The 22,124-nt window shown below is 66.5% G+C and carries 17 protein-coding genes and 1 pseudogene; 9 read left to right on the top strand and 9 right to left on the bottom strand.

Annotation, left to right across the window (positions count from 1 at the left end; translation table 11 throughout):
* Positions 1-609: 609 nt before the first annotated feature.
* Positions 610-1,710, bottom strand: a complete 1,101-nt coding sequence (gene dnaN / locus ACUVWL_RS17430; protein ID WP_005411731.1) for a DNA polymerase III subunit beta — start codon at positions 1,708-1,710, stop codon at positions 610-612.
* Positions 1,711-1,985: 275 nt separating this feature from the next.
* Positions 1,986-3,317, bottom strand: coding sequence for a chromosomal replication initiator protein DnaA (dnaA, locus tag ACUVWL_RS17435; protein WP_014645405.1), 1,332 nt, complete (start codon positions 3,315-3,317; stop codon positions 1,986-1,988).
* A 254-nt stretch (positions 3,318-3,571) separates the two neighbouring features.
* On the opposite strand from dnaA, the gene rpmH reads away from it, so the two are divergent.
* From rpmH to ACUVWL_RS17465, 6 genes are all read left to right on the top strand, one after another.
* On the top strand, positions 3,572-3,712 hold the full coding sequence (gene rpmH / locus ACUVWL_RS17440) for a 50S ribosomal protein L34 (RefSeq protein ID WP_005411729.1): 141 nt from the start codon (positions 3,572-3,574) through the stop codon (positions 3,710-3,712).
* Positions 3,713-3,717: 5 nt separating this feature from the next.
* Positions 3,718-4,212, top strand: a complete 495-nt coding sequence (gene rnpA / locus ACUVWL_RS17445) for a ribonuclease P protein component (protein ID WP_080053031.1) — start codon at positions 3,718-3,720, stop codon at positions 4,210-4,212.
* On the top strand, positions 4,212-5,927 hold the full coding sequence (gene yidC, locus ACUVWL_RS17450) for a membrane protein insertase YidC (RefSeq protein WP_014648955.1): 1,716 nt from the start codon (positions 4,212-4,214) through the stop codon (positions 5,925-5,927). The genes rnpA and yidC overlap by 1 nt, the downstream gene beginning before the upstream one ends.
* Positions 5,928-6,042: 115 nt before the next feature.
* Positions 6,043-8,715 carry a polysaccharide deacetylase family protein gene (locus tag ACUVWL_RS17455; RefSeq protein ID WP_053494814.1) on the top strand — a complete coding sequence of 891 codons (2,673 nt, stop codon included), beginning with the start codon at positions 6,043-6,045 and terminating at the stop codon, positions 8,713-8,715.
* A gap of 3 nt (positions 8,716-8,718) precedes the next feature.
* Entirely contained in the window at positions 8,719-10,068 is a 1,350-nt protein-coding gene (gene mnmE, locus ACUVWL_RS17460; protein WP_180834721.1) for a tRNA uridine-5-carboxymethylaminomethyl(34) synthesis GTPase MnmE, read from the top strand.
* A gap of 147 nt (positions 10,069-10,215) precedes the next feature.
* Positions 10,216-11,322: a glycerophosphodiester phosphodiesterase gene (locus tag ACUVWL_RS17465; RefSeq protein ID WP_445978603.1), complete on the top strand. Its 1,107-nt coding sequence runs from the start codon at positions 10,216-10,218 to the stop codon at positions 11,320-11,322.
* Positions 11,323-11,475: 153 nt separating this feature from the next.
* Here the strand turns inward: ACUVWL_RS17465 and ACUVWL_RS17470 are convergent, their stop codons facing one another.
* Both ACUVWL_RS17470 and ACUVWL_RS17475 read right to left on the bottom strand, forming a co-directional pair.
* The gene (locus tag ACUVWL_RS17470; protein WP_445978604.1) at positions 11,476-12,246 is read right to left on the bottom strand and encodes a rhomboid family intramembrane serine protease; all 771 of its coding nucleotides are present in this window, start codon (positions 12,244-12,246) and stop codon (positions 11,476-11,478) included.
* A 106-nt stretch (positions 12,247-12,352) separates the two neighbouring features.
* A complete protein-coding gene (locus ACUVWL_RS17475; protein ID WP_014648950.1) occupies positions 12,353-13,315 on the bottom strand; it encodes a TerC family protein in 963 nt (320 codons plus the stop codon).
* Positions 13,316-13,701: 386 nt separating this feature from the next.
* Between ACUVWL_RS17475 and ACUVWL_RS17480 the strand changes: the two genes are divergently transcribed.
* Together ACUVWL_RS17480 and ACUVWL_RS17485 are read left to right on the top strand one after the other, a co-directional pair.
* Positions 13,702-14,871 (top strand): class I SAM-dependent rRNA methyltransferase, encoded by a 1,170-nt coding sequence (locus ACUVWL_RS17480; RefSeq protein WP_014648949.1) that lies wholly within the window; start codon positions 13,702-13,704, stop codon positions 14,869-14,871.
* Between the two features lie 135 nt (positions 14,872-15,006).
* Positions 15,007-16,248, top strand: coding sequence for a dipeptidase (locus ACUVWL_RS17485; RefSeq protein ID WP_445978605.1), 1,242 nt, complete (start codon positions 15,007-15,009; stop codon positions 16,246-16,248).
* Between the two features lie 92 nt (positions 16,249-16,340).
* Here ACUVWL_RS17485 and ACUVWL_RS17490 read toward each other — a convergent pair whose 3' ends face one another.
* Complete coding sequence (locus tag ACUVWL_RS17490; RefSeq protein ID WP_445978606.1) at positions 16,341-17,768, bottom strand: amino acid permease; 1,428 nt, start codon at positions 17,766-17,768, stop codon at positions 16,341-16,343.
* Between the two features lie 175 nt (positions 17,769-17,943).
* Positions 17,944-18,939, bottom strand: a complete 996-nt coding sequence (locus tag ACUVWL_RS17495; RefSeq protein WP_445978607.1) for an aldo/keto reductase — start codon at positions 18,937-18,939, stop codon at positions 17,944-17,946.
* A 121-nt stretch (positions 18,940-19,060) separates the two neighbouring features.
* On the opposite strand from ACUVWL_RS17495, the gene ACUVWL_RS17500 reads away from it, so the two are divergent.
* Positions 19,061-19,963 (top strand): LysR family transcriptional regulator, encoded by a 903-nt coding sequence (locus tag ACUVWL_RS17500; RefSeq protein WP_032958441.1) that lies wholly within the window; start codon positions 19,061-19,063, stop codon positions 19,961-19,963.
* Positions 19,964-20,003: 40 nt separating this feature from the next.
* Here the strand turns inward: ACUVWL_RS17500 and ACUVWL_RS17505 are convergent.
* From ACUVWL_RS17505 to ACUVWL_RS17515, 3 genes and pseudogenes are all read right to left on the bottom strand, one after another.
* Positions 20,004-20,423 (bottom strand): annotated as a pseudogene (locus ACUVWL_RS17505) (hypothetical protein); the annotation flags it as partial.
* The gene (gene leuE, locus ACUVWL_RS17510) at positions 20,420-21,049 is read right to left on the bottom strand and encodes a leucine efflux protein LeuE (RefSeq protein ID WP_005411716.1); all 630 of its coding nucleotides are present in this window, start codon (positions 21,047-21,049) and stop codon (positions 20,420-20,422) included. The gene leuE and the pseudogene ACUVWL_RS17505, both read right to left, overlap by 4 nt.
* Positions 21,050-21,064: 15 nt before the next feature.
* The gene (locus tag ACUVWL_RS17515; protein ID WP_069118216.1) at positions 21,065-22,036 is read right to left on the bottom strand and encodes a LysR family transcriptional regulator; all 972 of its coding nucleotides are present in this window, start codon (positions 22,034-22,036) and stop codon (positions 21,065-21,067) included.
* Positions 22,037-22,124 lie beyond the last annotated feature (88 nt).

Raw genomic sequence — 22,124 nt, forward strand, 5'->3', positions numbered from 1 at the left:
TCGTTCCACGCTGTCCACAGCTGCCCTGTATGACTTATACACAAGGTATGGGCAATCTGTGGATAAAAAAGCCCTTTTGCCATGCCTTCGAAACTATCCACAGGTTCCCCCCCAGGCTGGGAGGCCGATATACAGGGGGTTTCAGGTGCATAAATTTCTTTTAAATCAGTCAGATAAGGTGTTTTTCCACGAGATCTGGCTCTACCATCACCACCATGCTTTAGATTTATACCCAGATTTAGAAGCTAGGCTTGCCCCAATCTGCATCGAATCTTCCCTGTGGACAGCGGCGTTTGCAGAGGGAAGTCCATCGCGCCGCGATGCAGGATCATCAGTCCCTGTCAGGCCAGATCTGGGGACAGGCGACGAGTATCGGATCCTGCACCTGGACTTTCGATCAATCGCGACTCGTCATTGCTACGATCCAGCGATCCTGTTTTCAACGATCGAGACGAACATCCCGGAAAGGCAACGGATTTCAACCGAGCCCATCGACGGAAGTGACGTCGTCCGGAGAACTGCGTCTTCTCGATGCTCCACGTGGAACCTGCAAAAAAAACGCCCGGGAAGATCCCGGGCGTCGTTCGGTTCCACGTGGAACAGCAGCTGTCAGAGACGCAGCGGCATCACCACGTGGCGCGACTTCTCGCTGCTGGACTCACGTACAAGCGCCGAGGAGTTGGAATCGCGCAGCTGGATGATGACTTCCTCATCGCGCAGGGCGGAGAGAGCGTCCAGCAGGTAGTTCACGTTGAAGCCAATGGCCAGATCGCTGACCGTGGTATCGGCTTCGATCTCTTCCTGGGCTTCTTCCTGTTCCGGGTTGTGCGCGCTGATCTTCAGGTTGCCCGGCGAGACTTCCACGCGGATGCCGCGGTACTTCTCGTTGGACAGGATCGCGGCGCGCTGAAGCGAGGCGCGCAGCGCTTCGCGATCAACCTTCACTTCACGATCGGCACCGATCGGAATCACCGCTTCGTAGTCCGGGAAGCGGCCGTCGATCAGCTTCGAGGTAAAGGTGACATCGTCGCGCTTGACGCGCACGTGGCTGCGGCCGACTTCCAGCTCGATCTCGCGATCGCCGCTTTCCAGCAGTCGCTGCAGTTCGGTCACACCCTTGCGCGGCACGATGATCTGGCGCTTGGACCCGCTGGGCTTGGCCAGATCGGTTTCACACAGCGCCAGGCGGTGGCCGTCGGTGGCAACGGTACGCAGGGCATCGCCGCGCAGGTCGAACAGCAGGCCGTTGAGGTAGTAGCGCACGTCCTGCTGGGCCATCGCGAACGCGGTGCGCTCGATCAGCTCCTTCAGGGTCGCCTCACCGATGGCCACGCGCTCGGTGGCTTCCACTTCATCCACCGACGGGAAGTCGTTCGAAGGCAGCGTGGCCAGGGTGAAACGGCTGCGACCGGCCTGCACGGTGATCTTGTCTCCGGTCTGCGAGACGGTGATCCGGCTGCCGTCGGGCAGGGCGCGGATGATCTCGAACAGCTTGCGGGCGGGAATGGTGGTTTCGCCGTCCTGGGCATCTTCAACCGCGATCCGCGACACCATCTCCACTTCCAGGTCGGTACCGGTCAGCGACAGCTGGCCGTTCTGCACCTGGACCAGGAAATTGGCCAGAACCGGAAGGGTCTGGCGGCGTTCGACCACGTTGACGACCTGTGCCAACGGCTTGAGAAAGGCTTCGCGCTGCAGTGTGAAACGCATGTGGTTCCGTGCCCCTATGCTTTAAAAAATGTGGAATAAATCAAAAGCTTGGTGGTGCTGGTAGAGACAGAATCGCTGGAAAACAATGCTAAGTCTTTGTAATTAAAGGTATTTCAGACCTCGAAACCCTCTGCATTACCGACCCCCAGGGGGTGGGGAAAGCTGTGGATAAATCTGGCGCGATTTCAAACGGCATTTTTATCCACAACGTGTCCCGCGCTTGCTACCGGATTCTGCACCGTTTTGTGCGATGACGCCTCATCGGCATCCGTGCATCATTCGCTCAGCTTCCGGATCAGCTTGTCCCAGTCCTCACGGAGCTTGCCGTCGGTCTCCATCAGGGTCCGGATCTGGCGGCAGGCATGCAGCACCGTGGTGTGATCGCGACCGGCAAAGGCGTCGCCGATCTCGGGCAGGCTGTGCTCGGTCAGTTCCTTGGTCAGGGCCATGGCGACCTGGCGGGGACGGGCCAGCGAGCGGGTCCGACGCTTCGACAGCAGATCCTTGATCTGCAGGCCGTAGTAGTCGGCAACGGTTTTCTGGATGTTGGGAATGCTGATCGCCTGCTGCTGGGCGCGCAGCAGGTCGCGCAGGGTTTCCTGGGCGAATTCGGTGGTGATCGCGCGGCCGGTGAAGTTGGCGCGGGCGGTCAGGGTATTCAGCGCGCCCTCGAGGTCGCGCACGTTGGAGCGCATCTTCTTGGCGATCAGGAACGCAACATCATCGGGAATCTCGGCACCGCGTTCGCGCGCCTTGGCCAGCACGATCGCGGCGCGGGTCTCGAAGTCCGGCGGTTCGATCGCGACCGACAGGCCCCAGGCAAGCCGCGACTTCAGGCGCGCTTCCAGGCCCTCGACTTCGCGCGGATAGCGGTCGCAGGTCAGGATGATCTGCTGCTTGCCATCGAACAACGCGTTGAAGGTGTGGAAGAACTCTTCCTGGGTGCGGTCCTTGCCGGCGAAGAACTGGATGTCATCGATCAGCAACGCATCCACCTGCTGGAACTGGCGCTTGAACTGATCCATGGTCTTTTCCTGCAGGGCCCGGATCATCGCGCTGAAGAACTGTTCCGAACGCAGGTACAACACCTTTGCACCTGGATTGGCCTGGCGCATGGCGTTGCCGGCGGCGAACATCAGGTGGGTCTTGCCCAGGCCCGTGCCTCCGTACAGCAGCAGCGGGTTGTGCGCCCGGTCGCCCGGCTTCTGCGCTGCCTGGAAGGCGGCGGCCAGGCCCAGCTGGTTGCTGCGGCCTTCGACGAAGTTGGCGAACGTGTAGTGGCTGTCCAGATTGCCGGCGAAGGGCACCTGCGGTTCGCTGGACACATGCGCCGACGGCGTGGAAACCGGCGCGTTCTGCGCCTCCACAGGGCGCGGGCGCGAGCCGATTTCAAGAAAAACGTCGCTGAAACCGGCGAAATGCGCCAGCAGCTCGCGGATCCGGGCCAGGTACAGCTCGCGGACCTGGTCGACGATGAAGGCATTCGGTGCATACAGCACCAGGCTGTCCACGCGCAGATCGGCCTGCAGCGGCTTCAACCAGGTATGAACGTCTTCCGGCGGGAACTCCGCTTCGAGGCGCTCGAGACTACGGGACCAGGCATCCATCAGCAATAATCGTCCGGTGGCCGGGGCATGGACGCGACAAGGCGCCCAAACACAGGCCGGAAAGGGGGAAATGGATGGCTCAGACTACCACCGAGCGCCCGCCTTCGGAATGCTTGTCCCCTACTTATTCACAAAAACATCCACAGCTATTGCACAGCCCGGTGAATTCGCGTAGCTGCCAGGGGTTGACGCGGGGTAGGGTACCTCTCTAGAATTTCCGGTTCTTTCCGTCCCATTCATACGAGAGGCCCCCAATGGCCACGAAGCGCACCTACCAGCCCAGCAACCTCAAGCGTAAGCGCGACCACGGCTTCCGTGCCCGTATGAAGACCGCTGACGGCCGCAAGATCCTGTCGCGTCGCCGCGCCAAGGGCCGCAAAGTCCTGAGCGCCTGATTGCCATGCCGCACCCCGCGGCAGACGCAATCCCTTCGACAGTGAATACTGCAGACCCGCGCAAGCGATTCCCTCGCTCTGCGCGGGTTCGCACGCGTGCCGAATATTCAACGGTCTTCAACGGCGCCCGCCGTGTGTCCGATCCGCTGATGACCCTGCACTGGCTGCCGGCTGACCGGCCGGCCAGGCTGGGTCTGGCGGTTTCCCGCAAGGTTGATCCGAACGCCGTGGGGCGTAACCGGATCAAGCGCGTCCTGCGCGACATCCTGCGTCAGACACGTACCGAAATCCAGCCAGGCGACTTCGTCGTCGTGGCGCGTAGTGCTGCGCGTTCCGCCAGCAACGACGAGATCCGCCAGGCCTTCCTGCGCCTGCTGCGTCGCCTGCGTGCATTGCCCGCGCCGGGCGTGGACGGCACAATGCCGCCGCCTGATGGCATCGCAACTCCTTCTTTGACCGAGCCGGCATCGCGTCCCGGCCCCGCCGAGCCTGTCCGCTGATGAACCAGACCCGCGTATTCCTCATTTTTGCCTGGCTGATGGTGGCCGTGCTGCTGTGGATGGAGTGGAGCCGTGAAAAGGCTGCTCCGACCCCGGCACCGACGACCACGTCGGCCCCGGCTGCTGCACAGAGTGTTCCGGGCGCGACCCCGGGCAGCATCCCCAGCGCGCAGGTCCCGGGTGCGCCGGGCCAGGCCGCTGTGCAGGCCCAGGCCAGCGCCACCCCGGCCAGCCAGCGCGTGACCGTCACCACCGACGTGCTGCGCCTGGTACTGGACGGCGGCCGTGTGCTCGATGCCGAGCTGCTGCAGTTCCCGCAGACCAAGGACGAAGGCAGCCCGCCGGTTCGCCTGCTGACCGAAGACCCCGCGCATCCGTACAGCGCGATCAGTGGCTGGGCCAGCGAAGACAAGAACACCCCGGTTCCCGGCGCTGACGGCTTCAAGCTGGTCGGTGATACCAAGGACTTCGTGCTGGCCAAGGGCCAGAACGAACTGCAGATCCCGTTCGTGTGGACCGCCGACAACGGCGTGACCATCAAGCGCACCCTGACCGTCTCGCGCAACGAGTACGCCGTGCGCTTCAAGGACGAAGTCAGCAATGCCGGCGCCGCACCGTGGAACGGCTACGTCTACCGCACCCTGGACCGCACCCCGACCATCCTGTCGCGGAGCATGACCAACCCGGATTCGTTCAGCTTCAACGGCGCCACCTGGTACGACAACGACAAGAAGTACCAGCGTCGTGCGTTCAAGGATTACCTGGACGACGGCGCACTGAACCAGAACATCACCGGCGGCTGGCTGGCGATGCTGCAGCATCACTTCTTCACCGCCTGGATCCCGCAGAAGGACCAGACCGCGCACTACGTGCTGTCGCAGGTGGCCGGTCGTGACCTGATTGAAGCGCGTGGCCCGGCCTTCACCGTGGCCCCGGGCCAGTCCACCAGCACCGAGGCCCGCCTGTGGGTCGGCCCGAAGCTGGTCAACCTGATCGCCAAGGAAGACGTGCCGGGCCTGGACCGCGTGGTCGACTACAGCCGCTTCTCGATGATGGCGGTGATCGGCCAGGGCCTGTTCTGGGTGCTGAACCAGGTGCACAAGCTGGTCGGCAACTGGGGCTGGGCGATCGTCGGCCTGGTGGTGCTGCTGAAGCTGGTGCTGTACCCGCTGTCGGCGACCCAGTACAAGAGCGGTGCCAAGATGCGCCGCTTCCAGCCGCGCATCGCGCAGCTGAAGGAACGCTATGGCGATGACCGCCAGAAGTTCCAGACCGCGATGATGGAGCTGTACAAGAAGGAAAAGATCAATCCGATGGGCGGCTGCCTGCCGATCCTCATCCAGATGCCGATCTTCTTCGCCCTGTACTGGGTGCTGGTGGAATCGGTCGAACTGCGCCAGGCGCCCTGGTTCGGCTGGATCCAGGACCTGACCGCACGCGATCCGTACTTCATCCTGCCGGTCATCAACGTGGCAGTGATGTGGTTCACCCAGAAGCTGACCCCGGCACCGGGCATGGACCCGATGCAGCAGAAGATGATGCAGTTCATGCCGCTGGTGTTCGGCGTCATGATGGCCTTCATGCCGTCCGGCCTGGTCCTGTACTGGGTGGTCAACGGCGGCCTGGGCCTGCTGCAGCAGTGGTGGATGACCAAGCGCCATGGCGGCGAGCCGGTTGCGGCCACCACCGCTCCGGCCCCGGTCAAGAAGAAGTAATCGGTAGAGCCGGCCGCTGGCCGGCTGACCCCAGCAAAAGCCCGCCGCAAGGCGGGCTTTTCGCATGCGGCGGTAGAATCGCCGGCACACCGTTCCTCCCACCTTCGAGTTCGCCATGCCGCGTGCGTCGTCGTTCCGCCTGTTCCTGCCCTCGCTGTTGTTGACCCTGGTTGTTGCCGGCTGCGGCGACAAGGACGCGAAGGCGCCGGCGACCACCGTCACCCAGCCAAGCGCGCAGGCCGCGGCCGCCGCCGATCCGGCCGCCGCGCCGTTGCTGGCGGCGCTGCAGAAGCAGCTCGACGGCTACCGCCGGATCATCGTGCTGCTGGCAGACGAGGAACAGCAATCGGCCGCCGACCGCGGCACCTCCACGCGTGTGGGCCAGCAGCTGTTCCACGATGGCCTGGAACAGCGCACGGCGATCGCCGCGCAGTTCGACACCCTGCTGCGCGGCTCCAGCCCGCAGCGCTTCGCCACCCTCGGCACCGTGCTGGACTACATCGAGTCGGCGCCGGAACTGTTCGACGCCGACCGCCTGGCCTTCCGCGAAGTGCTGCGTGATCTGCATGAGCGGGTCGGCACTGATTCGTCGCTGCCGGCGGTCAAGCTGCACCAGCGCATCGGCGAGGACCTGGAGGCACTCGACGAGATCGAGCGAAACTACAACCAGGAACTGACCCGCATCTTCAGCCGCTTCGAGCGCACCCGTGCCATCGAGCTGAAGCGTGAGAAGTGGGACGACTACATCGCCCACCTGCACAAGGACTACAGCCGCGAAGCGATCCTGCGCGACTACGGCGTGATCGAGCCCTACCCGATGTCGATGAAGGACAGCGACCGCGAGATCTTCGGCCGCGACCTGCCGGCCAAGACCGTGGTGCTGACCTTCGACGATGGCCCGCACAAGGCCTATACCGATGAAGTGGTGGCCATCCTCAAGCGCTACGACGTGCCGGGCGTGTTCTTTGAAGTGGGCCGCAACCTTGGCAAGGTCGAGGCCGATGGCAAGGTCAGCCTCGGCCCGATGGCGAAGATCAGCCGCAACCTGATGGAAGAGGGCTATGCGGTCGGCAACCACAGCCTGACCCACGCCCAGTTGTCGCGCACCACCGGTGACGCGCTGCGCCAGCAGGTGCTCGACACCGACACGCTGCTGAAGGATGTCGACAGCAAGCGCGCGCCGCTGTTCCGTTTCCCGTATGGCGCGCGCAATGCCGAAGGCCTGCAGCTGCTCAACGAGGCCGGGCTGAAGTCGATCATGTGGAACATCGACTCGATGGACTGGGCCGACCCGGTACCGGAATCGATCGTGCAGCGCGTGCTAGACCAGGTGAACAAGGAACAGCGCGGCATCATCCTGTTCCACGACATCCACGACCGGGCGGTGAAGGCGCTGCCGCAGATCCTCGACCGGCTGATCGCCGATGGTTACCAGTTCGCCGGCTGGAACGGCCGTGACTTCACTGTCGCCCGTGCGCGCAAGGGTGAAGCCGGTGCCGCCACGGTCACCACCGGCTACGAGAAGTCCTGGGCGATCGTGGTCGGCATCGACAACTATGCCAAGTGGCCGAAGCTGGAGTACGCCAGCCACGACGCGCAGGCGGTGGCCGATACCCTGACCGGGCAGTTCGGCTTCCCGTCCTCGCAGGTGATCGTGCTGAAGAACGAGCAGGCGACCCGCAACAACATCCTCGCGGCCTTCCACGATCGCCTGGCAGATGACCGCACCGGCAAGAACGACCGCGTGTTCGTGTTCTTCGCCGGCCATGGCGCGACCCGCCAGCTCGCTTCCGGGCGCGACCTGGGCTACATCATTCCGGTCGATTCGGACCCGAAGGAATTCGCCACCGACGCCATCGCGATGACCGACATCCAGAACATTGCCGAGAGCATGCAGGCCAAGCATGTGATGTTCGTGATGGATGCCTGCTACAGCGGCCTGGGCCTGACCCGCGGTGGCCCGTCGTCGTCGTCGTTCCTGCGCGAGAACGCGCGTCGCAGCGCGCGGCAGATGCTGACCGCCGGTGGTGCCGACCAGCAGGTGGCCGATGCTGGCCCCAACGGCCACTCGGTGTTCACCTGGGTGCTGTTGCAGGCGCTGGCCGGCAAGGGCGACCTCAACGGCGACGGCCTGATCACCGGTACCGAGCTGGCCGCCTACGTGGCGCCGGCCGTATCGGCGGTCTCGCACCAGACCCCGGCCTTCGGCAGCCTGCCCGGTTCGCAGGGCGGCGAGTTCGTGTTCCAGGTGCCGGACAGCCAGGAATTCCTCAACGCCGATACGCGCCAGCTGACCGCCGATGCGATCGCGCTGAACAACAAGGTGGATGCGGCCAGCGAGGCGAAGGGCAGCCAGGCGCCGGTGACGGTGGCCGACCTGCAGGGTGGCAAGGCCAAGCTGGTGGTGCCCACCGCTGGCCCGGCGTCCGACCGCCAGCGCGCGCAGCAGGCCAACGACCGCGGCCTGCAGTTGTACCGCGAGAAGCAGTACGACGAGGCAGCCGCGCAGTTCGCCGAAGCGCTGAAGCTGCGTCCTGATTTCGCCCAGGCCGCCAACAACCTCGGCTTCGTCTACTACCGCCAGCAGCGCTATGCAGAAGCCGCGCGCTGGCTGGAGAACACGCTGAAGATCGACCCGTCGCGCGCGGTGGCCCATCTGAACCTGGGCGATGCCTACTTCAACGCCGGCGACAAGGCCAAGGCGAAGCAGGCCTACACCACCTACCTGGCGCTGCAGCCGCAGGGCAGCGGCGCGGCCCAGGCGCGCGCGCAGCTGGAGAAGCTCTGAGCCATGAACGACGCGATCCGCACCGACACCATCGTGGCCATCGCCAGCGCCCCCGGCGCCGGCGGTGTCGGCCTGTTGCGCCTGTCCGGTCCGCGCGCTGCGGCGATTGCCAATGCACTGGGGGCGCCTGCACTGCGCCCGCGCCACGCGCACTACGCGCGCCTGCGTGATGCCGACGGCGAGGTCATCGACGATGGCATCGTGCTGTGGTTCCCGGCACCGAACAGTTTCACCGGCGAAGAGGTGGTGGAACTGCAGGGCCATGGCAGCCCGGTGCTGCTGCAGCAGCTGGTCGCGCGCTGCATCGCGCTCGGTGCGCGCCAGGCGCGGCCGGGTGAGTTCAGCGAACGGGCGTTCCTCAACGGCAAGCTGGACCTGGCCCAGGCCGAGGCCATCGCCGACCTGATCGCCGCGGGCGACAACCGTGCCGCACGCGCGGCGCGTCGTTCACTGGATGGCGTGTTCTCGCGCCGCATCGATGCGGTGGTCGAGCAGCTGGTGATGCTGCGCATCCACGTGGAAGCGGCCATCGACTTCGCCGACGAACCGCTGGATACCCTCGGCGGCGCGCAGGTGCGGCGTGGGCTGGAACAGGCGCGCAGCGATCTGGCCATTCTGCGCCGCGATGCCGAACGCGGCCGTCGCCTGCGCGATGGCCTGCACGCGGTGCTGATCGGTCCGCCGAATGCGGGCAAGAGTTCACTGCTCAACGCGCTGGCCGGCAGCGAACGCGCCATCGTCACCGACATCGCCGGCACCACCCGCGACACCCTGCGCGAAACCATCCGCCTGGACGGGCTGGAGCTGACCCTGGTCGACACCGCCGGCCTGCGCGACGGCGGCGACGCCATCGAACGCGAAGGCATGCGCCGCGCCCACGTGGAAATCGAGCGCACCGACCTGGCGCTGATCGTGCTGGATGCGCGCGATCCGGCGGCCGGTGAAGCGGCGCTGGGCGAGGCCGTGGCGGCGGTACCGCACAAGCTCTACATCCACAACAAGTCGGATCTGCTGGCGGCGCTGCCGTCGCTGGATGATCCGGATCGGGTGTTCGTTTCGGCCGCCACCGGCGCCGGGCTCGACGATCTGCATGCGCGCCTGCGTTCGATTGCTTCGGCCGGTGCCGGTGAGCAGGTGGACGGCGAGTTCTCCGCGCGCACGCGCCACGTGGATGCGATTGAACGCGCGCAGGAACATGCGCAGCGCGCCGATGGCGAGCTGGCGCACGAGCACCTGGAGCTGGCCGCCGAGGAACTGCGGCTGGCCCACGATGCGCTGGGTGAGATCACCGGGCAGATGAGTGCCGATGATCTGCTGGGGAGGATCTTCTCCAGTTTCTGCATCGGCAAGTAACACGGGGTCAGATCCCCAAAGGGGCTCTGACCCTGCACGGTTCCGCCACGGGGTCGGAGCCCCTGCGGGGATCCGACCCCAGGTCCCCCACCTGTCACATTGCCGCCGCATACTGACGCCCATCACATACCGCTTGGGGAAGTCGCAGTGAAGTCGTGGGGTTGTGCGTTGCTGTTGTCGCTGGCCGTGGCACCATCGGTGGCCATGAGTGCTGAATCCTCCACTCCGGCCGTGCCCAAGGTGTCGGTCTACGGCCATCGCGGGGCAAGCGCCCTGCTGCCCGAGCACACCCTGGCCTCGTATGCGCAGGCCATCGCCGATGGCGCCGACTACATCGAACCGGACCTGGTGATGACCCGGGACGGGGTGATGGTGGCCCGCCACGAGAACGAGATCGGCGGCACCACCGACGTCGCCTCGCATCCGGAGTTCGCCAGCCGCCGCACCCGCAAGGTGATCGATGGGCAGCAGGTCGAGGGCTGGTTCACCGAGGACTTCACCCTGGCCGAGCTGAAGACCCTGTACGCCCGTGAGCGCCTGCCGGAACTGCGCAGTACCGCCTACGACGGCCAGTTCCGCATCGCCAGCCTGGACGAGATCCTGGCCTTCCTGGTGCAGCAGGCCGGGCGCGCCAACCGTGGCATCGGCCTCGTGCCGGAGATCAAGCACCCGACCTATTTCCAGTCCATCGGCCTGCCGATGGAAGACAAGCTGCTGGCCGCGCTGCGTGGCAACGCGTACACCAATGTCGGCCCGGTCACGATCCAGTCGTTCGAGACCGCCAACCTGCGCTACCTGCATGGCAAGATCGGCCGGGGCAGCAACATCCGCCTGCTGCAGCTGCTGTGGAAGGGCGATACCCAGCCGGCCGACATCGCCAAGGCCGGCGGCACGCTGACCTACGCACAGATGATGACCCCGGCCGGGCTGAAGGACATCGCCGCCTACGCCGATGGCATCGGCCCCGAGCTGCGCTCGATCATTCCGCTGGATGCCAAGGGCGCGCTGGGCACGCCGACCTCGCTGGTACGAGATGCGCACGCGGCCGGCCTGATGGTGATTCCGTACACCTTCCGCCCGGAGAACCATTTCCAGCCCAGCAACCTGCGCAAGGGCGCCGACAACGCGCGCAACGTCGAAGGCTCGATCGCCGAGATGCGCGCCTACCTGGCGACCGGCATCGATGCCTTCTTCACCGATGATCCGGCGCTGGGCCGGCAGGCGGTGGATGGGATGGGTACAGCGGGGAACTGAGCGATCAACGCGCCGGGCATGGCCCGGCGCTACCCGGGGGCCGGTGTGCTCTGGTAGGTGCCAACCTTGGTTGGCACGCAACAACCGCGCCGACCAAGGTCGGCCACTACCGGTTCATGAGGTTGCCGGCCAGTGGCCGGCATGACCGTCACCTCAACCGCGCGGCTCGTCCGGGCGGCGGAACGGGATCACCACGTAGTCCTGGCCCTCGCGCGGCTGCCACAACACCGGAACGCGCTGCGGAGACGGCTGCTCCAGCTCGTCGTCGGCCAGCGGCTCGGCCTCGTCTTCTTCGTCTTCCCAGCTGTAGCGCTGGCGCGGCGGCAGCGGATCGGCGTTGCGGAACAGCAGCGCGGCGATGATGCCGGCGAAGGCGCCGCCCATGTGCGACTGCCAGGACACGCCATCGGCATGCGGCAGGATGGTCATCAGCATGCCGCCATAGAACAGCATGCCGATCAGGCCGGTGGCGATTGCCGCACGGTCGCGGCGCAGCAGGCCGAGGCTGGCCAGCAGGAACATCAGGCCATGGGTCACGCCACTGGCACCCAGGTGCACGCTGCCCGGATTGCCCAGCATCCACGCGCCGAGGCCCGAACCCAGCCACAGCAGGGGCAGGGCGCGCACGGTGGCTTTGGGATACACACTGCCGGCCAGGGTGCCGAGGATCAGGATGGCGATGCTGTTGGCGGCGATGTGCTCGACCGAGGCATGCAGCATCGGGCCGCCGATCAGGCCGAGCAGGCCCTTGGCTTCCAGTGGCGCAACCGCCCACGGTCGCCAGTCGAACGTGCCCTGCAGGGCGAACACGGCCACCAGCACCAGCACGGCCGCCAGGCTGACATTGAACGCCCGCAGGATGCGCGAGCGGTCATTGCGGGGGGGCGGCACGTCGCCGGCGGGCAGGGGCGTGTTGTTGTCCATACCTCAGCAATGGCGGTGGCTGGCGCGAAACCAAGGCCACTGTTGCGGGAGAGTGGGTGCGGCCGGCGGGACAATCCCGCCGGCCGCGCCTTCCCACCGCTCAGGCTCAGGCGTGGCCCGAGCCTTCCTTCGGCGGGTACTTCAGGCTCAGCACCACGGTGGCGGCGATGATCACCGCGACCACGCCCAGCGACACCGGGGTCGGGATCTTGAACAGGTCGATGATCATCATCTTGATGCCGATGAAGGCCAACACCAGCGCCAGGCCGTACGGCAGCAGGTGGAAGCGGTCGGCCATGCCGGCCAGCAGGAAGAACATCGCACGCAGGCCCAGCACCGCGAACACGTTGGAGGTGAGCACGATGAACGGGTCGGTGGTGATCGCGAAGATCGCCGGGATGCTGTCCACGGCGAAGATCACGTCGGTGACCGCGATCAGGATCAGCACCGCGAACAGCGGGGTGAACCAGCGCACGCCATCGCGCTTCACGCTCAGCGCATTGCCGGCGTAGTCCGGCAGCAGGCGCAGGTGCTTGCGCATCCAGCGCAGGGCGGGGTTGGTTTCCAGATCCGGTTCCTGGCCGGCGGCGAACCACATCTTCCAGCCGGTGAACAGCAGGAAGGCACCGAACACGTAGAGCAGCCAATGGAACTGGCTGATCAGCACGCTGCCGGCGAAGATCATGATCGTACGCAGCACGATCGCACCCAGGATGCCGATGATCAGCACCTTCTGGCGCTGCTCCTCCGGTACTGCGAAGTAGCTCATGATCATCAGGAACACAAAGATGTTGTCGACCGCCAGCGCCTTCTCGACCAGGTAGCCGGTCAGGAATTCGAGGCCGACCTTGTTGGCCACCACCTGGCCGGCGGTCTCATTCAGGTAGTACCAGAGGCCGGCGTTGAACAGCAGGGCCAGCGCGACCCAGCCGATCGACCACCACAGGGCTTCCTTGAAGGTGACCTTGTGCGGTCCACCATGGCGCATCAACACGAGGTCGACCAGCAGGGCGATGACCACCACCGCTGCGAAGCCGCCCCACAACCACACGTTACCGATCGTCTGCATTGGGAATGTCCGTTGGAAAGATGAATGCCAGGCCGGACGGCGAGGATCTGCAACGGAGGATCGGGAGGGGGATCCAGGGACAGAGCTTCGCCAGTACGGCGAAGGTCTCGCTCGCAGTTCCAGTCGGCTGGAACTGCCGTTGCACCGGAGCCTGCGGGCTCGAAATGACGGCGACAACGTCTGGGAGCTACTCCCCTTCTGGCGCCGATTCTGCCGTCTGGCTGGGCCGACGTCAAATGGGGGACGAGGGGTCGGATCCCCGTAGGGGCTCTGACCCCATTCCCGAGCCCGTTCCGGCCTGGTGGGTGCCAACCTTGGTTGGCACGCCGGCGGGGGTCAGAGCCCCTGCGGGGATCTGACCCCGGCGCCCGGTTTACAATGGGTGGATGAATACCCCCCTTCCGATTGTCCGCCTCAAGAATGCGTGGCGCTCCAGCCACCCGTGGATCTTCCAGAAACTGGTCGAGAAGCCGACCGTCCGGCCCAAGCCCGGTTCCATCGTCGACGTGGTCGGCATTGATGGCGAGTTCGTTGGCCGCGGGTTCTACAACGGGCATTCGCGCATTGCCGTGCGCATCCTTGAGACCGACCAGAACGTGCCGGTGGATGCCGGCTGGTTCTCGCGCAAGATCGCCCAGGCGGTGTCGCTGCGCCGTGAGGTGCTCAAGCTCGACGCGGTCTCCGACGCCTGGCGCGTGGTGCACAGCGAAGGCGACGGCCTGTCCGGCCTGGTGGTGGATCGCTACGGCGACCTGGTGGTGGTCGAATTCTTCGCCGCCGGCATGTTCCGCCACCGCGAGTGGATCTACGACGCCCTGCGCGAGCAGTTCCCGGGTTGCCGCTTCCACAGCTTCGCCGATGAGCACGTGCAGAAACAGGAAAGCTTCGATTTCCACGGCAATACCACCACCGAAGCGTCGGTGATCACCGAGTACGGCATCAAGTTCCGCGCCGACCCGGCCGGTGCGCACAAGACCGGCTTCTTCGCCGACCAGCGCGAGAACCGCGAGTGGCTGAGCCAGCAGGTGGAAGGCAAGCGCGTGCTGGACCTGTGCTGCAACACCGGCGGTTTTGCGGTGTATGCGGCGGCGCGAGGCGCCTCGGAAGTGGTCGGCATCGACATCGATGAAGACGTCATACAGATCGCCAAGGGCAATTCGCGCCTGAACAACGTGCGCCCGAAGTTCGTCCAGTCCGACATCTTCCCGTGGCTGCGTGATGCGGCCAATCGTGGCGAGCAGTACGACGTGGTGATCCTGGACCCGGCGAAGATGACCCGCGACCGCGACCAGGTCATCACTGCGCTGAAGAAGTACCTGGACATGAACAAGCTGGCGCTGGGCGTGGTCAAGCCGGGCGGCCTGTTCGCCACGTTCTCCTGCACCGGCCTGGTGGCCGAGGACCAGTTCCTCGACATGCTGCGCCGCGCGGCGTATTTCTCCGGCCGCACGATCCAGATCCTGAAGGTGGCCGGCGCCGGTCCGGACCACCCGTTCATGGCCCACGTGCAGGAATCGCGTTACCTGAAGGCCGTGTTCTGCCGCGTGGTCGACTGACCGCGTCACTGCCGATCTCTGTAGAGCCGAGCCCACGCTCGGCTGATCTGTCTGGCAGCCGAGCATGGGCTCGGCTCTACAAAAAGGCCGGGTGCGGCGCTATGGTCGGGCTCTTCCCAATGCCGGTGAGAGCCCATGCCTTCGTTGCGCCACCTGTCCGTCGTGCTCGCCGTGGCGCTGTGCGCGCCGCTTTCGGCTCACGCCATCGAGTTCAGCGCCGAGGAACTGGCCCGTGCCAAGGCGCTGCAGCAGCGCCTGATCACGCTCGACAGCCATCTGGATACGCCGGCAAATTTCGGCCGGACCGGCTTCGACATCGAGCAGCGCCACGACCGCAACGCGCTTTCGCAGGTGGACTACCCGCGCATGGTCGAAGGTGCGCTCGATGGTGGTTTCTGGGCGATCTACACCGACCAGGGCGATCGCAGCGCAGCGGCCCACCTGGTCGAGCGTGACCACGGCCTGCAGCGACTGCTGGAAATCCGCGAGATGCTGGCGGCCAATCCCGCGCGCTTCGCGCTGGCACTGACCGCCGATGATGCTGCGCGGATCAAGGCCGCCGGCAAGCGCGTGGTCTACATCAGCATGGAAAACGCCAGCCCGCTGGTGGAAGACCCGAGCCTGCTCTCGTTCTACCATCGCGCCGGCCTGCGCCTGCTCAGCACCGTGCACTTCGCCAACAACGAGTTCGCCGATTCGGCCACCGACCCCAAGGGCGCGGAGTGGAAGGGCCTGAGCCCGGCCGGCAAGGAGCTGGTGCGGCAGGCAGTGAAGCTGGGCATCGTGATCGACCAGTCGCATGCCTCGGACGCGGTGTTCGACGACCTGCTGGCGATGATGCCGGTGCCCTTCGTGCTGTCGCACAGCTCGGCCAAGGCGGTGTACGACCACCCGCGCAATCTGGATGACGCGCGGCTGCGCAAGCTGGCCAAGGCCGGCGGCGTGATCCAGGTGAACGCCTATGGCGGCTACCTGATCGACACGGCGAAGACACCCGAGCGCAAGCAGGCCGAAGAAGCGCTGAGCAGGCAGCTGGGCGGCTGGGAAGGGATGGGCATCGAGCAGGGCGTGGCCCTGCTGAAAGCCGAACAGGCACTGGACCATGAACACCCCGTGCGGCATGCCAGCCTGGACGACTTCTTCGCCCACTTCGAGCACATCCTCAAGGTGGTCGGCCCCGAGCACGTGGGCATCGGCCTGGACTGGGATGGCGGCGGTGGCCTGAGTGACCTGCCCGATGTCAGCCAGCTGCCGAAGATCACCGCCTGGCTGCTGCGCAAGGGCTATACCGAGCAGCAGATTGCCGGCATCTGGGGCGGCAACCTGCTGCGGGTGATGCGCCAGGCGCAGGATTACGCCGCAAAGCAGGGCGGTTGACCGCCCTGCGGTGGTGCCGGCCAGCGGCCGGCATTGCCCCTATCAACAGGATTCGGGTTGCCGGCCAGCGGCCGGCACTACCGGTGATCGGTCTATTTCGCGATCAGCGCATGGCGTCGGCTGTACAGCAGGTACAGCACCAGGCCGGCCACGTTCCACAACAGGAAGTACAGCTGGGTGGTGTGCGGCAGGCTGATGAACAGGTAGATGCAACCCAGCGCGGCCAGCGGGCCGACCACGAAAGCAGCCGGCGTACGGAAGCTGCGCTCGCGGTTCGGTTCGCGCAGGCGCAGCACCACCAGGCAGACGCCCACTGCAGTGAACGCGGCCAGGGTACCGGCATTGGCCAGCGCGGCGATCTCGTCCAGGCGGGCCACGCCGGCCAGCGCCGACACCACCACCGCAGTGAACAGCGTGGTCGCCACCGGCGTGCCGGTACGCGCGTTGACCTTGGACAGGCCACGCGGCAGCAGGCCGTCGCGGCTCATCACGAAGAAGATGCGGCTCTGGCCGTACAGGAAGGCCAGCAGCACGGTCGGCAGCGCGATGATCGCAATCACGCCGATCACCATCGCCGCTGTCGGATGGCCCAGCTGGCGCATGATCAGCGCCAGCGGCTCGGCGCTGTGCCCGAACACGGCGTAGCTCATCGCACCCACTGCGGCCAGCGCCACCAGCACGTAGACAATGGTGCAGCCGATCATCGAACCGATGATGCCGATCGACAGGTCACGGCCCGGGTTCTTGGTCTCCTCCGCAGCAGTGGAGATCGCATCGAAGCCGTAGAAGGCGAAGAAGATGATCGCCGCTGCCGCCATCACGCCGTGCTCGACGCCATCGGGGCCCATCGACTTGGCAAAGCCATACGGCATGAACGGCTGCAGGTTGGCGCTGTCGAACGCAGGCAGGGCCACGGCCACGAAGATCGCCAGCGCGATCAGCTTGAACACCACCAGGATGGCATTGAGCGTGGCGCTTTCCTTGGTCCCGGCCATCAGCATGCCGGCCACCAGCCAGGTGATGATGATCGCCGGCAGGTTGATCATGCCGCCTTCCACGTGCGGGCCGGCTGCCAGCCAGGCCGGCAGGTGCACGTTCCAGCCGAACTGGGTGTGGACCCATTCGAGGAAGCCGACGAAGTAGCCGGACCAGCCCACCGCCACCGTACTCACCACCAGCGAGTACTCCAGGATCAGGCTCCAGCCCACCACCCAGGCGAACACCTCGCCCAGCGCACTGTAACTGTAGGTGTAGGCGCTGCCGGCGGCCGGCATCATCGTCGACAGCTCGGCATAGGACAGCGCCGCACAGGCGCAGACCGCACCGGCGATGGCGAAGGAGATCAGCACGGCCGGGCCGGCCAGGTTGGCACCGACGCCGATCAGCGTGTAGATGCCGGTGCCGACGATGGCACCGATGCCCAGTGCGATCAGGTGCGGCCAGCTGAGCGTCGGGATCAGGCGCCTGCCGGCTTCGTGGACGGTGACGGAATCTAGGGACTTGCGCCGGAACAGGGACATGCAGGCCTCGGAAGGGGTGACTAAGAACGACAAGTTCCCGAGTGTGACCGAACGCAGCGCAGCATTACCACTGACGGGGGTCATGCATGGCGGGGCACGCGCTGGGCCCCGGCCAGGCTGCCGGAATCGGCATAATCCGGCGGCAGCCACCGGTGTACGTTCGTCCCGGCCCCCGCTAGGACTCGATGTTGGCCATGCCGCTGACCGAATAGCGTTCGCCGGCCGCGGCATGCAGCGGGAAGGCCGCATCCAATGCGTCCAGCGTGGCCGCATCCAGTTCCACCTGCAGTGCAGCGAGGTTCTCGTCCAGCCGTGCCCGCCGCGTCGTGCCCGGGATCGGCACGATATGCCCGCCGCGCGACAGCACCCAGGCCAGCGCCAGCTGCGAGGCAGCGATGCCGCGCTCGGCGGCCAGCGCCTGCACGGTGTCCACCAATGCCAGGTTGCGCTGGAAGTTTTCGCCTTCGAAGCGGGGCGAGGTGCGCCGGTAATCGTCGGCGTCGAAGTCGTCCGGGCTGCGGATGGCGCCGGTCAGGAAGCCACGGCCCAGCGGCGAATACGGCACGAAGCCGATGCCGAGCTCTGCCGTGGTGGCCAGCACTCCGTTCTGCTCCGGCTCGCGCGACCACAGCGAGTACTCGCTCTGCACCGCCGTGATCGGGTGCACCGCATGGGCGCGGCGGAGGGTGGCCGCCGAGGCCTCGGACAGGCCCAGCCAGCGCACCTTGCCCTGTTCCACCAGGCGTGCCATGGCACCCACGGTGTCCTCGATCGGCACGGTCGGGTCGACGCGGTGCTGGTAGTACAGGTCGATGTGGTCCACGCCCAGGCGGCGCAGGCTGGCCTCGCAGGCGGCCTGCACATAGTCCGGGTGGCCGTTGATCTGCCGCGCCTTCGTGTCAGCCGGGTCCAGGCCGATGCCGAACTTGCTGGCCAGGAACACCTGGTTGCGGCGGCCGGCAATCGCGCGACCGACCAGCACCTCGTTGGTGTGGGGGCCATACACATCGGCGGTGTCGAGCAGGGTCACGCCACGGTCCAGCGCGTGCCGGATGACGGCAATGCCGTCATCGTCACTGCCGCGGCCGCCGTAATACGCGCTCATGCCCATGCACCCCAGGCCGAGGGCGGACACGGTGGGGCCGGCGGGGCCGAGAGTACGGGTCTTCATGTGGATCTCCTTGGGGAAGGCGCCACGTCTGGATGGGCAGTGGCGAGGGGCACAGCATCCTCCACGCCATCATGTGGATAAACTGCGTGTCACCGGACTTACCTTGAAGGCTGCCTTCACAATGGATGCCTCCGTCCCGCTCACTGCTGTGGTCGCTTTCGTCCACGTGGCCGAGCACGCCAGCTTTACCCGCGCCGCCGATGCCCTGGGTGTGTCGACCTCGGCGCTGTCGCAAAGCGTGCGCGCGCTGGAAGCGCGGATGGGCGTGCGGCTGCTGCAGCGGACCACGCGGCGGGTCAACCTGACCGAGCACGGCGCGCGTTTCCTGCAGCGCGTGCGCGGCGGCCTGGACCAGATCGACCAGGCATTTGCCGAACTGGACAGCGCGCGCTCGGTGCCTGCCGGGCGGCTGCGCGTGACCCTGCCGCGCATCGTCGCCGATCGCATGGTGCTGCCGCGGCTGCCCGACTTCCTTGCGCGTTACCCGCAGGTGCAGGTGGAACTGTGCGTCGACCCCGCGCTGACCGATCTGGTGGCCGAGGGCTTCGACGCCGGCATCCGCCTGGGCGAATCACTCGCACAGGGCATGATCGCGGTGCCGGTCGGGCCACCCGAGCGGCAGGTGGTGGTAGCCACGCCGGCCTATTTCGAACGCCATGGCGTGCCGCAGACCCCGCATGACCTGCAGGGCCACGCCTGCATCGTGCACCGGCTGGCCAACGGCCGGCTGATGCCCTGGGAGTTCAGCCGCGACGGCCACGACCTGGACGTGCAAGTGAGCGGGCGGCTGGTGTTCAACGATGCCGGCGTCGCCCATGGTGCCGTGCTGGCGGGTCTGGGAATGGCCCAAGGCTTCGCCTCGTTGATGGCCGACGACATCAACGCTGGGCGACTGCAGAGCGTGCTGCAGGACTGGCAGCCGCCATTCCCCGGCTTCCACCTGTACTACCCCGCGCGTGAGCAGATGGCGCCCAAGCTGCGGGTGTTCATCGACCACCTGCGCGCGGAGATGCACGACCGGTAGATGCCAACCTTGGTTGGCATGCTTCAATGACCACGCGCGCCGCTACGCCTCCCGGCCAATGGCAGCCATCCTCCTGCCACGCCTGGCTGTCATCGTGGAAGGTGGTGCGACGGCCATCACGGGCGCGTTCGTAGCTCAGATCCAGTACCAGCGCGCCCTGCGTGCTCAGCAGGTAGCGGCCGTTGAGGCGCCCGTCGATGCGCTCTTCCCACACGCTGTCGAACTGGTACGGGCGATCTTCGGCCAGCACCGTGGTCTCCATCGAGATCCGGTGCAGGGGCAGGCGCTCGCGCTGGCCGGCGTAACGCACGTCGGCCCGGCCGTCTTCCAGCCAGCGCCATTCCAGGTGGATGTTGTCGTTGCGACCGCCCGTCAGGCAGCGATGGTCCTGCACGGTGCCGGCAGAGGCGGCACCGGCCAGCAGCAGGGTCATGCCGAGCAGTGGCAGCCGCCCGTTCATCCGTTCAGCCCCAGGCGGATGCCGAACCCCACCAGGAACAGGCCGGCCACGCGACGCAGCGCATCGCTGATCCGCGGGTGCTGGATCAACCGGCGGCGGGCCAGGTTGCCCACGCCGATCAGCATCGAGCAGTAGGCGATACTGACCACCAGGATGATGCCGGCCAGCGCGGCGAAGGTGGCGATGCCCTGGTGCGCCTTCGGATCGATGAACAACGGCAGGAAGGCCATGTAGAACAGGATCGCCTTCGGGTTGAGCAGGCTGACCAGGATCGCCTGCTGGAAGTAGCGGCCGGGTTGCATGCGGATCGGGCCGGCGTCGCCGCCCTCGTGCTTGGGCGTGCGCAGCAGGCTGATGCCGACCCACACCAGGTAGGCCGCGCCGAGGTACTGCACGGCGTGGAATACCAGAGGATTGGCCTTGAGCAGCGCCGCCACGCCGGCCAGCGCCAGCCACATCAGGATCTGGTCGCCGACCAGCAGGCCGGCCAGTGCGGTGTAGCCGCCGCGCACGCCGCCACGGCCGGTGGCAGTCAGCAGCGTGAAGGTACCGGGACCGGGCAGGGCGAGAAACACCAGCACGGCGACCAGAAACGTCCACAGGTCCTGGATGCCCATCCACGGCATGGCGGTGCTCTTCTGTTACGGGGGGCCGCCATTGTCGGCCAGCGCTGCGGCGGGCGACAGGGGGCCGGTGGGGCCAACCGGCATCCCGGACAGCAGCGGTTGCAGGTGCTGGCGCAGCTGCGCGTGCAGCTGCCGCACGGCGGGTGAGAACTGCTTGCGATGCGGGCACACCAGCTGCAGCGGGATGCTGCTGCCAACGCCGTCCAGCAGCACCTGCAGGCGCCCGGCCTGCACATCCTCGCGCAGGTCCAGCCAGGACTTGTAGGTGATGCCTTCGCCGGCCACGGCCCAGCGCCGCACCACGTCGGCGTCGTCGCAGACCAGCGGGCCGCGTACCGGAACCACGCTGCGGCGCCCGTCCACCTCGAACGACCAGCGATCGTAGGCGCGGCCATTGAGTTGATAGACCAGGCAGTCGTGCTCGCGCAGATCCTCCAGGCGCGTGGGCGGGCCACGCCGCTGCAGGTAGCCGGGTGAGGCGGCCAGCACGCGCCGGTTGCCTTCCAGCAGGGGCAGGGCTACGTAGTTGGCGTCATCGAAGTGGCCGATGCGGATGGCCACGTCGACCGGTTCGCGGAACACGTCGGCGACCTCGTCGGACAGGCGCAGGTGCAGGCGCAGCCGCGGGTGCGCGGCGCGGAACGCGCTCAGCCAGGGCAGCAGCAGGTTGCGGCCGAAGTCCGACGGCGCCGACAGCTGCAGGATGCCGTGCAGCTCGGTGTCCTCGCCCTGCACGCGGGCCTGGCCTTCGCGCAGGGTGGCCAGCACCTCCTGCGCATACGGCAGGTAGAGCGCGCCCTCGCCGGTCAGGCGCAGGCTGCGGGTCGTGCGCACGAACAGGCGCAGGTCCAGCTCGCGCTCCAACCGTGCCACCGCCGCAGCGACCTGCCCGGGCAGCAGGTCGGCCTCGCGGGCGGCCTGCGAGAAGCTGCCCAGCGCGGCAGTGCGGACGAACAGCTGCAGATCGTCGAAGCGGATCATCTTCATCGCCAGAGTGAAAGTGCTGCCCGATTCTGCGCCTTTCCGAGGGAGCGCGCGCGGCGCAACCTGTCGCCTCCTTCCCCACTGGACCGCT

Source organism: Stenotrophomonas muris, assembly GCF_052751275.1.

What these genes read in the sequence shown, in the direction of transcription:
- dnaN (WP_005411731.1), bottom strand. Translation starts at nt 1,710, where the DNA reads ATGCGTTTCACACTGCAGCGCGAAGCCTTTCTCAAGCCGTTGGCACAG.
- dnaA (WP_014645405.1), bottom strand. Translation starts at nt 3,317, where the DNA reads ATGGATGCCTGGTCCCGTAGTCTCGAGCGCCTCGAAGCGGAGTTCCCG.
- rpmH (WP_005411729.1), top strand. Translation starts at nt 3,572, where the DNA reads ATGGCCACGAAGCGCACCTACCAGCCCAGCAACCTCAAGCGTAAGCGC.
- rnpA (WP_080053031.1), top strand. Translation starts at nt 3,718, where the DNA reads ATGCCGCACCCCGCGGCAGACGCAATCCCTTCGACAGTGAATACTGCA.
- yidC (WP_014648955.1), top strand. Translation starts at nt 4,212, where the DNA reads ATGAACCAGACCCGCGTATTCCTCATTTTTGCCTGGCTGATGGTGGCC.
- ACUVWL_RS17455 (WP_053494814.1), top strand. Translation starts at nt 6,043, where the DNA reads ATGCCGCGTGCGTCGTCGTTCCGCCTGTTCCTGCCCTCGCTGTTGTTG.
- mnmE (WP_180834721.1), top strand. Translation starts at nt 8,719, where the DNA reads ATGAACGACGCGATCCGCACCGACACCATCGTGGCCATCGCCAGCGCC.
- ACUVWL_RS17470 (WP_445978604.1), bottom strand. Translation starts at nt 12,246, where the DNA reads ATGGACAACAACACGCCCCTGCCCGCCGGCGACGTGCCGCCCCCCCGC.
- ACUVWL_RS17475 (WP_014648950.1), bottom strand. Translation starts at nt 13,315, where the DNA reads ATGCAGACGATCGGTAACGTGTGGTTGTGGGGCGGCTTCGCAGCGGTG.
- ACUVWL_RS17480 (WP_014648949.1), top strand. Translation starts at nt 13,702, where the DNA reads ATGAATACCCCCCTTCCGATTGTCCGCCTCAAGAATGCGTGGCGCTCC.
- ACUVWL_RS17485 (WP_445978605.1), top strand. Translation starts at nt 15,007, where the DNA reads ATGCCTTCGTTGCGCCACCTGTCCGTCGTGCTCGCCGTGGCGCTGTGC.
- ACUVWL_RS17490 (WP_445978606.1), bottom strand. Translation starts at nt 17,768, where the DNA reads ATGTCCCTGTTCCGGCGCAAGTCCCTAGATTCCGTCACCGTCCACGAA.
- ACUVWL_RS17495 (WP_445978607.1), bottom strand. Translation starts at nt 18,939, where the DNA reads ATGAAGACCCGTACTCTCGGCCCCGCCGGCCCCACCGTGTCCGCCCTC.
- ACUVWL_RS17500 (WP_032958441.1), top strand. Translation starts at nt 19,061, where the DNA reads ATGGATGCCTCCGTCCCGCTCACTGCTGTGGTCGCTTTCGTCCACGTG.
- leuE (WP_005411716.1), bottom strand. Translation starts at nt 21,049, where the DNA reads ATGCCGTGGATGGGCATCCAGGACCTGTGGACGTTTCTGGTCGCCGTG.
- ACUVWL_RS17515 (WP_069118216.1), bottom strand. Translation starts at nt 22,036, where the DNA reads ATGAAGATGATCCGCTTCGACGATCTGCAGCTGTTCGTCCGCACTGCC.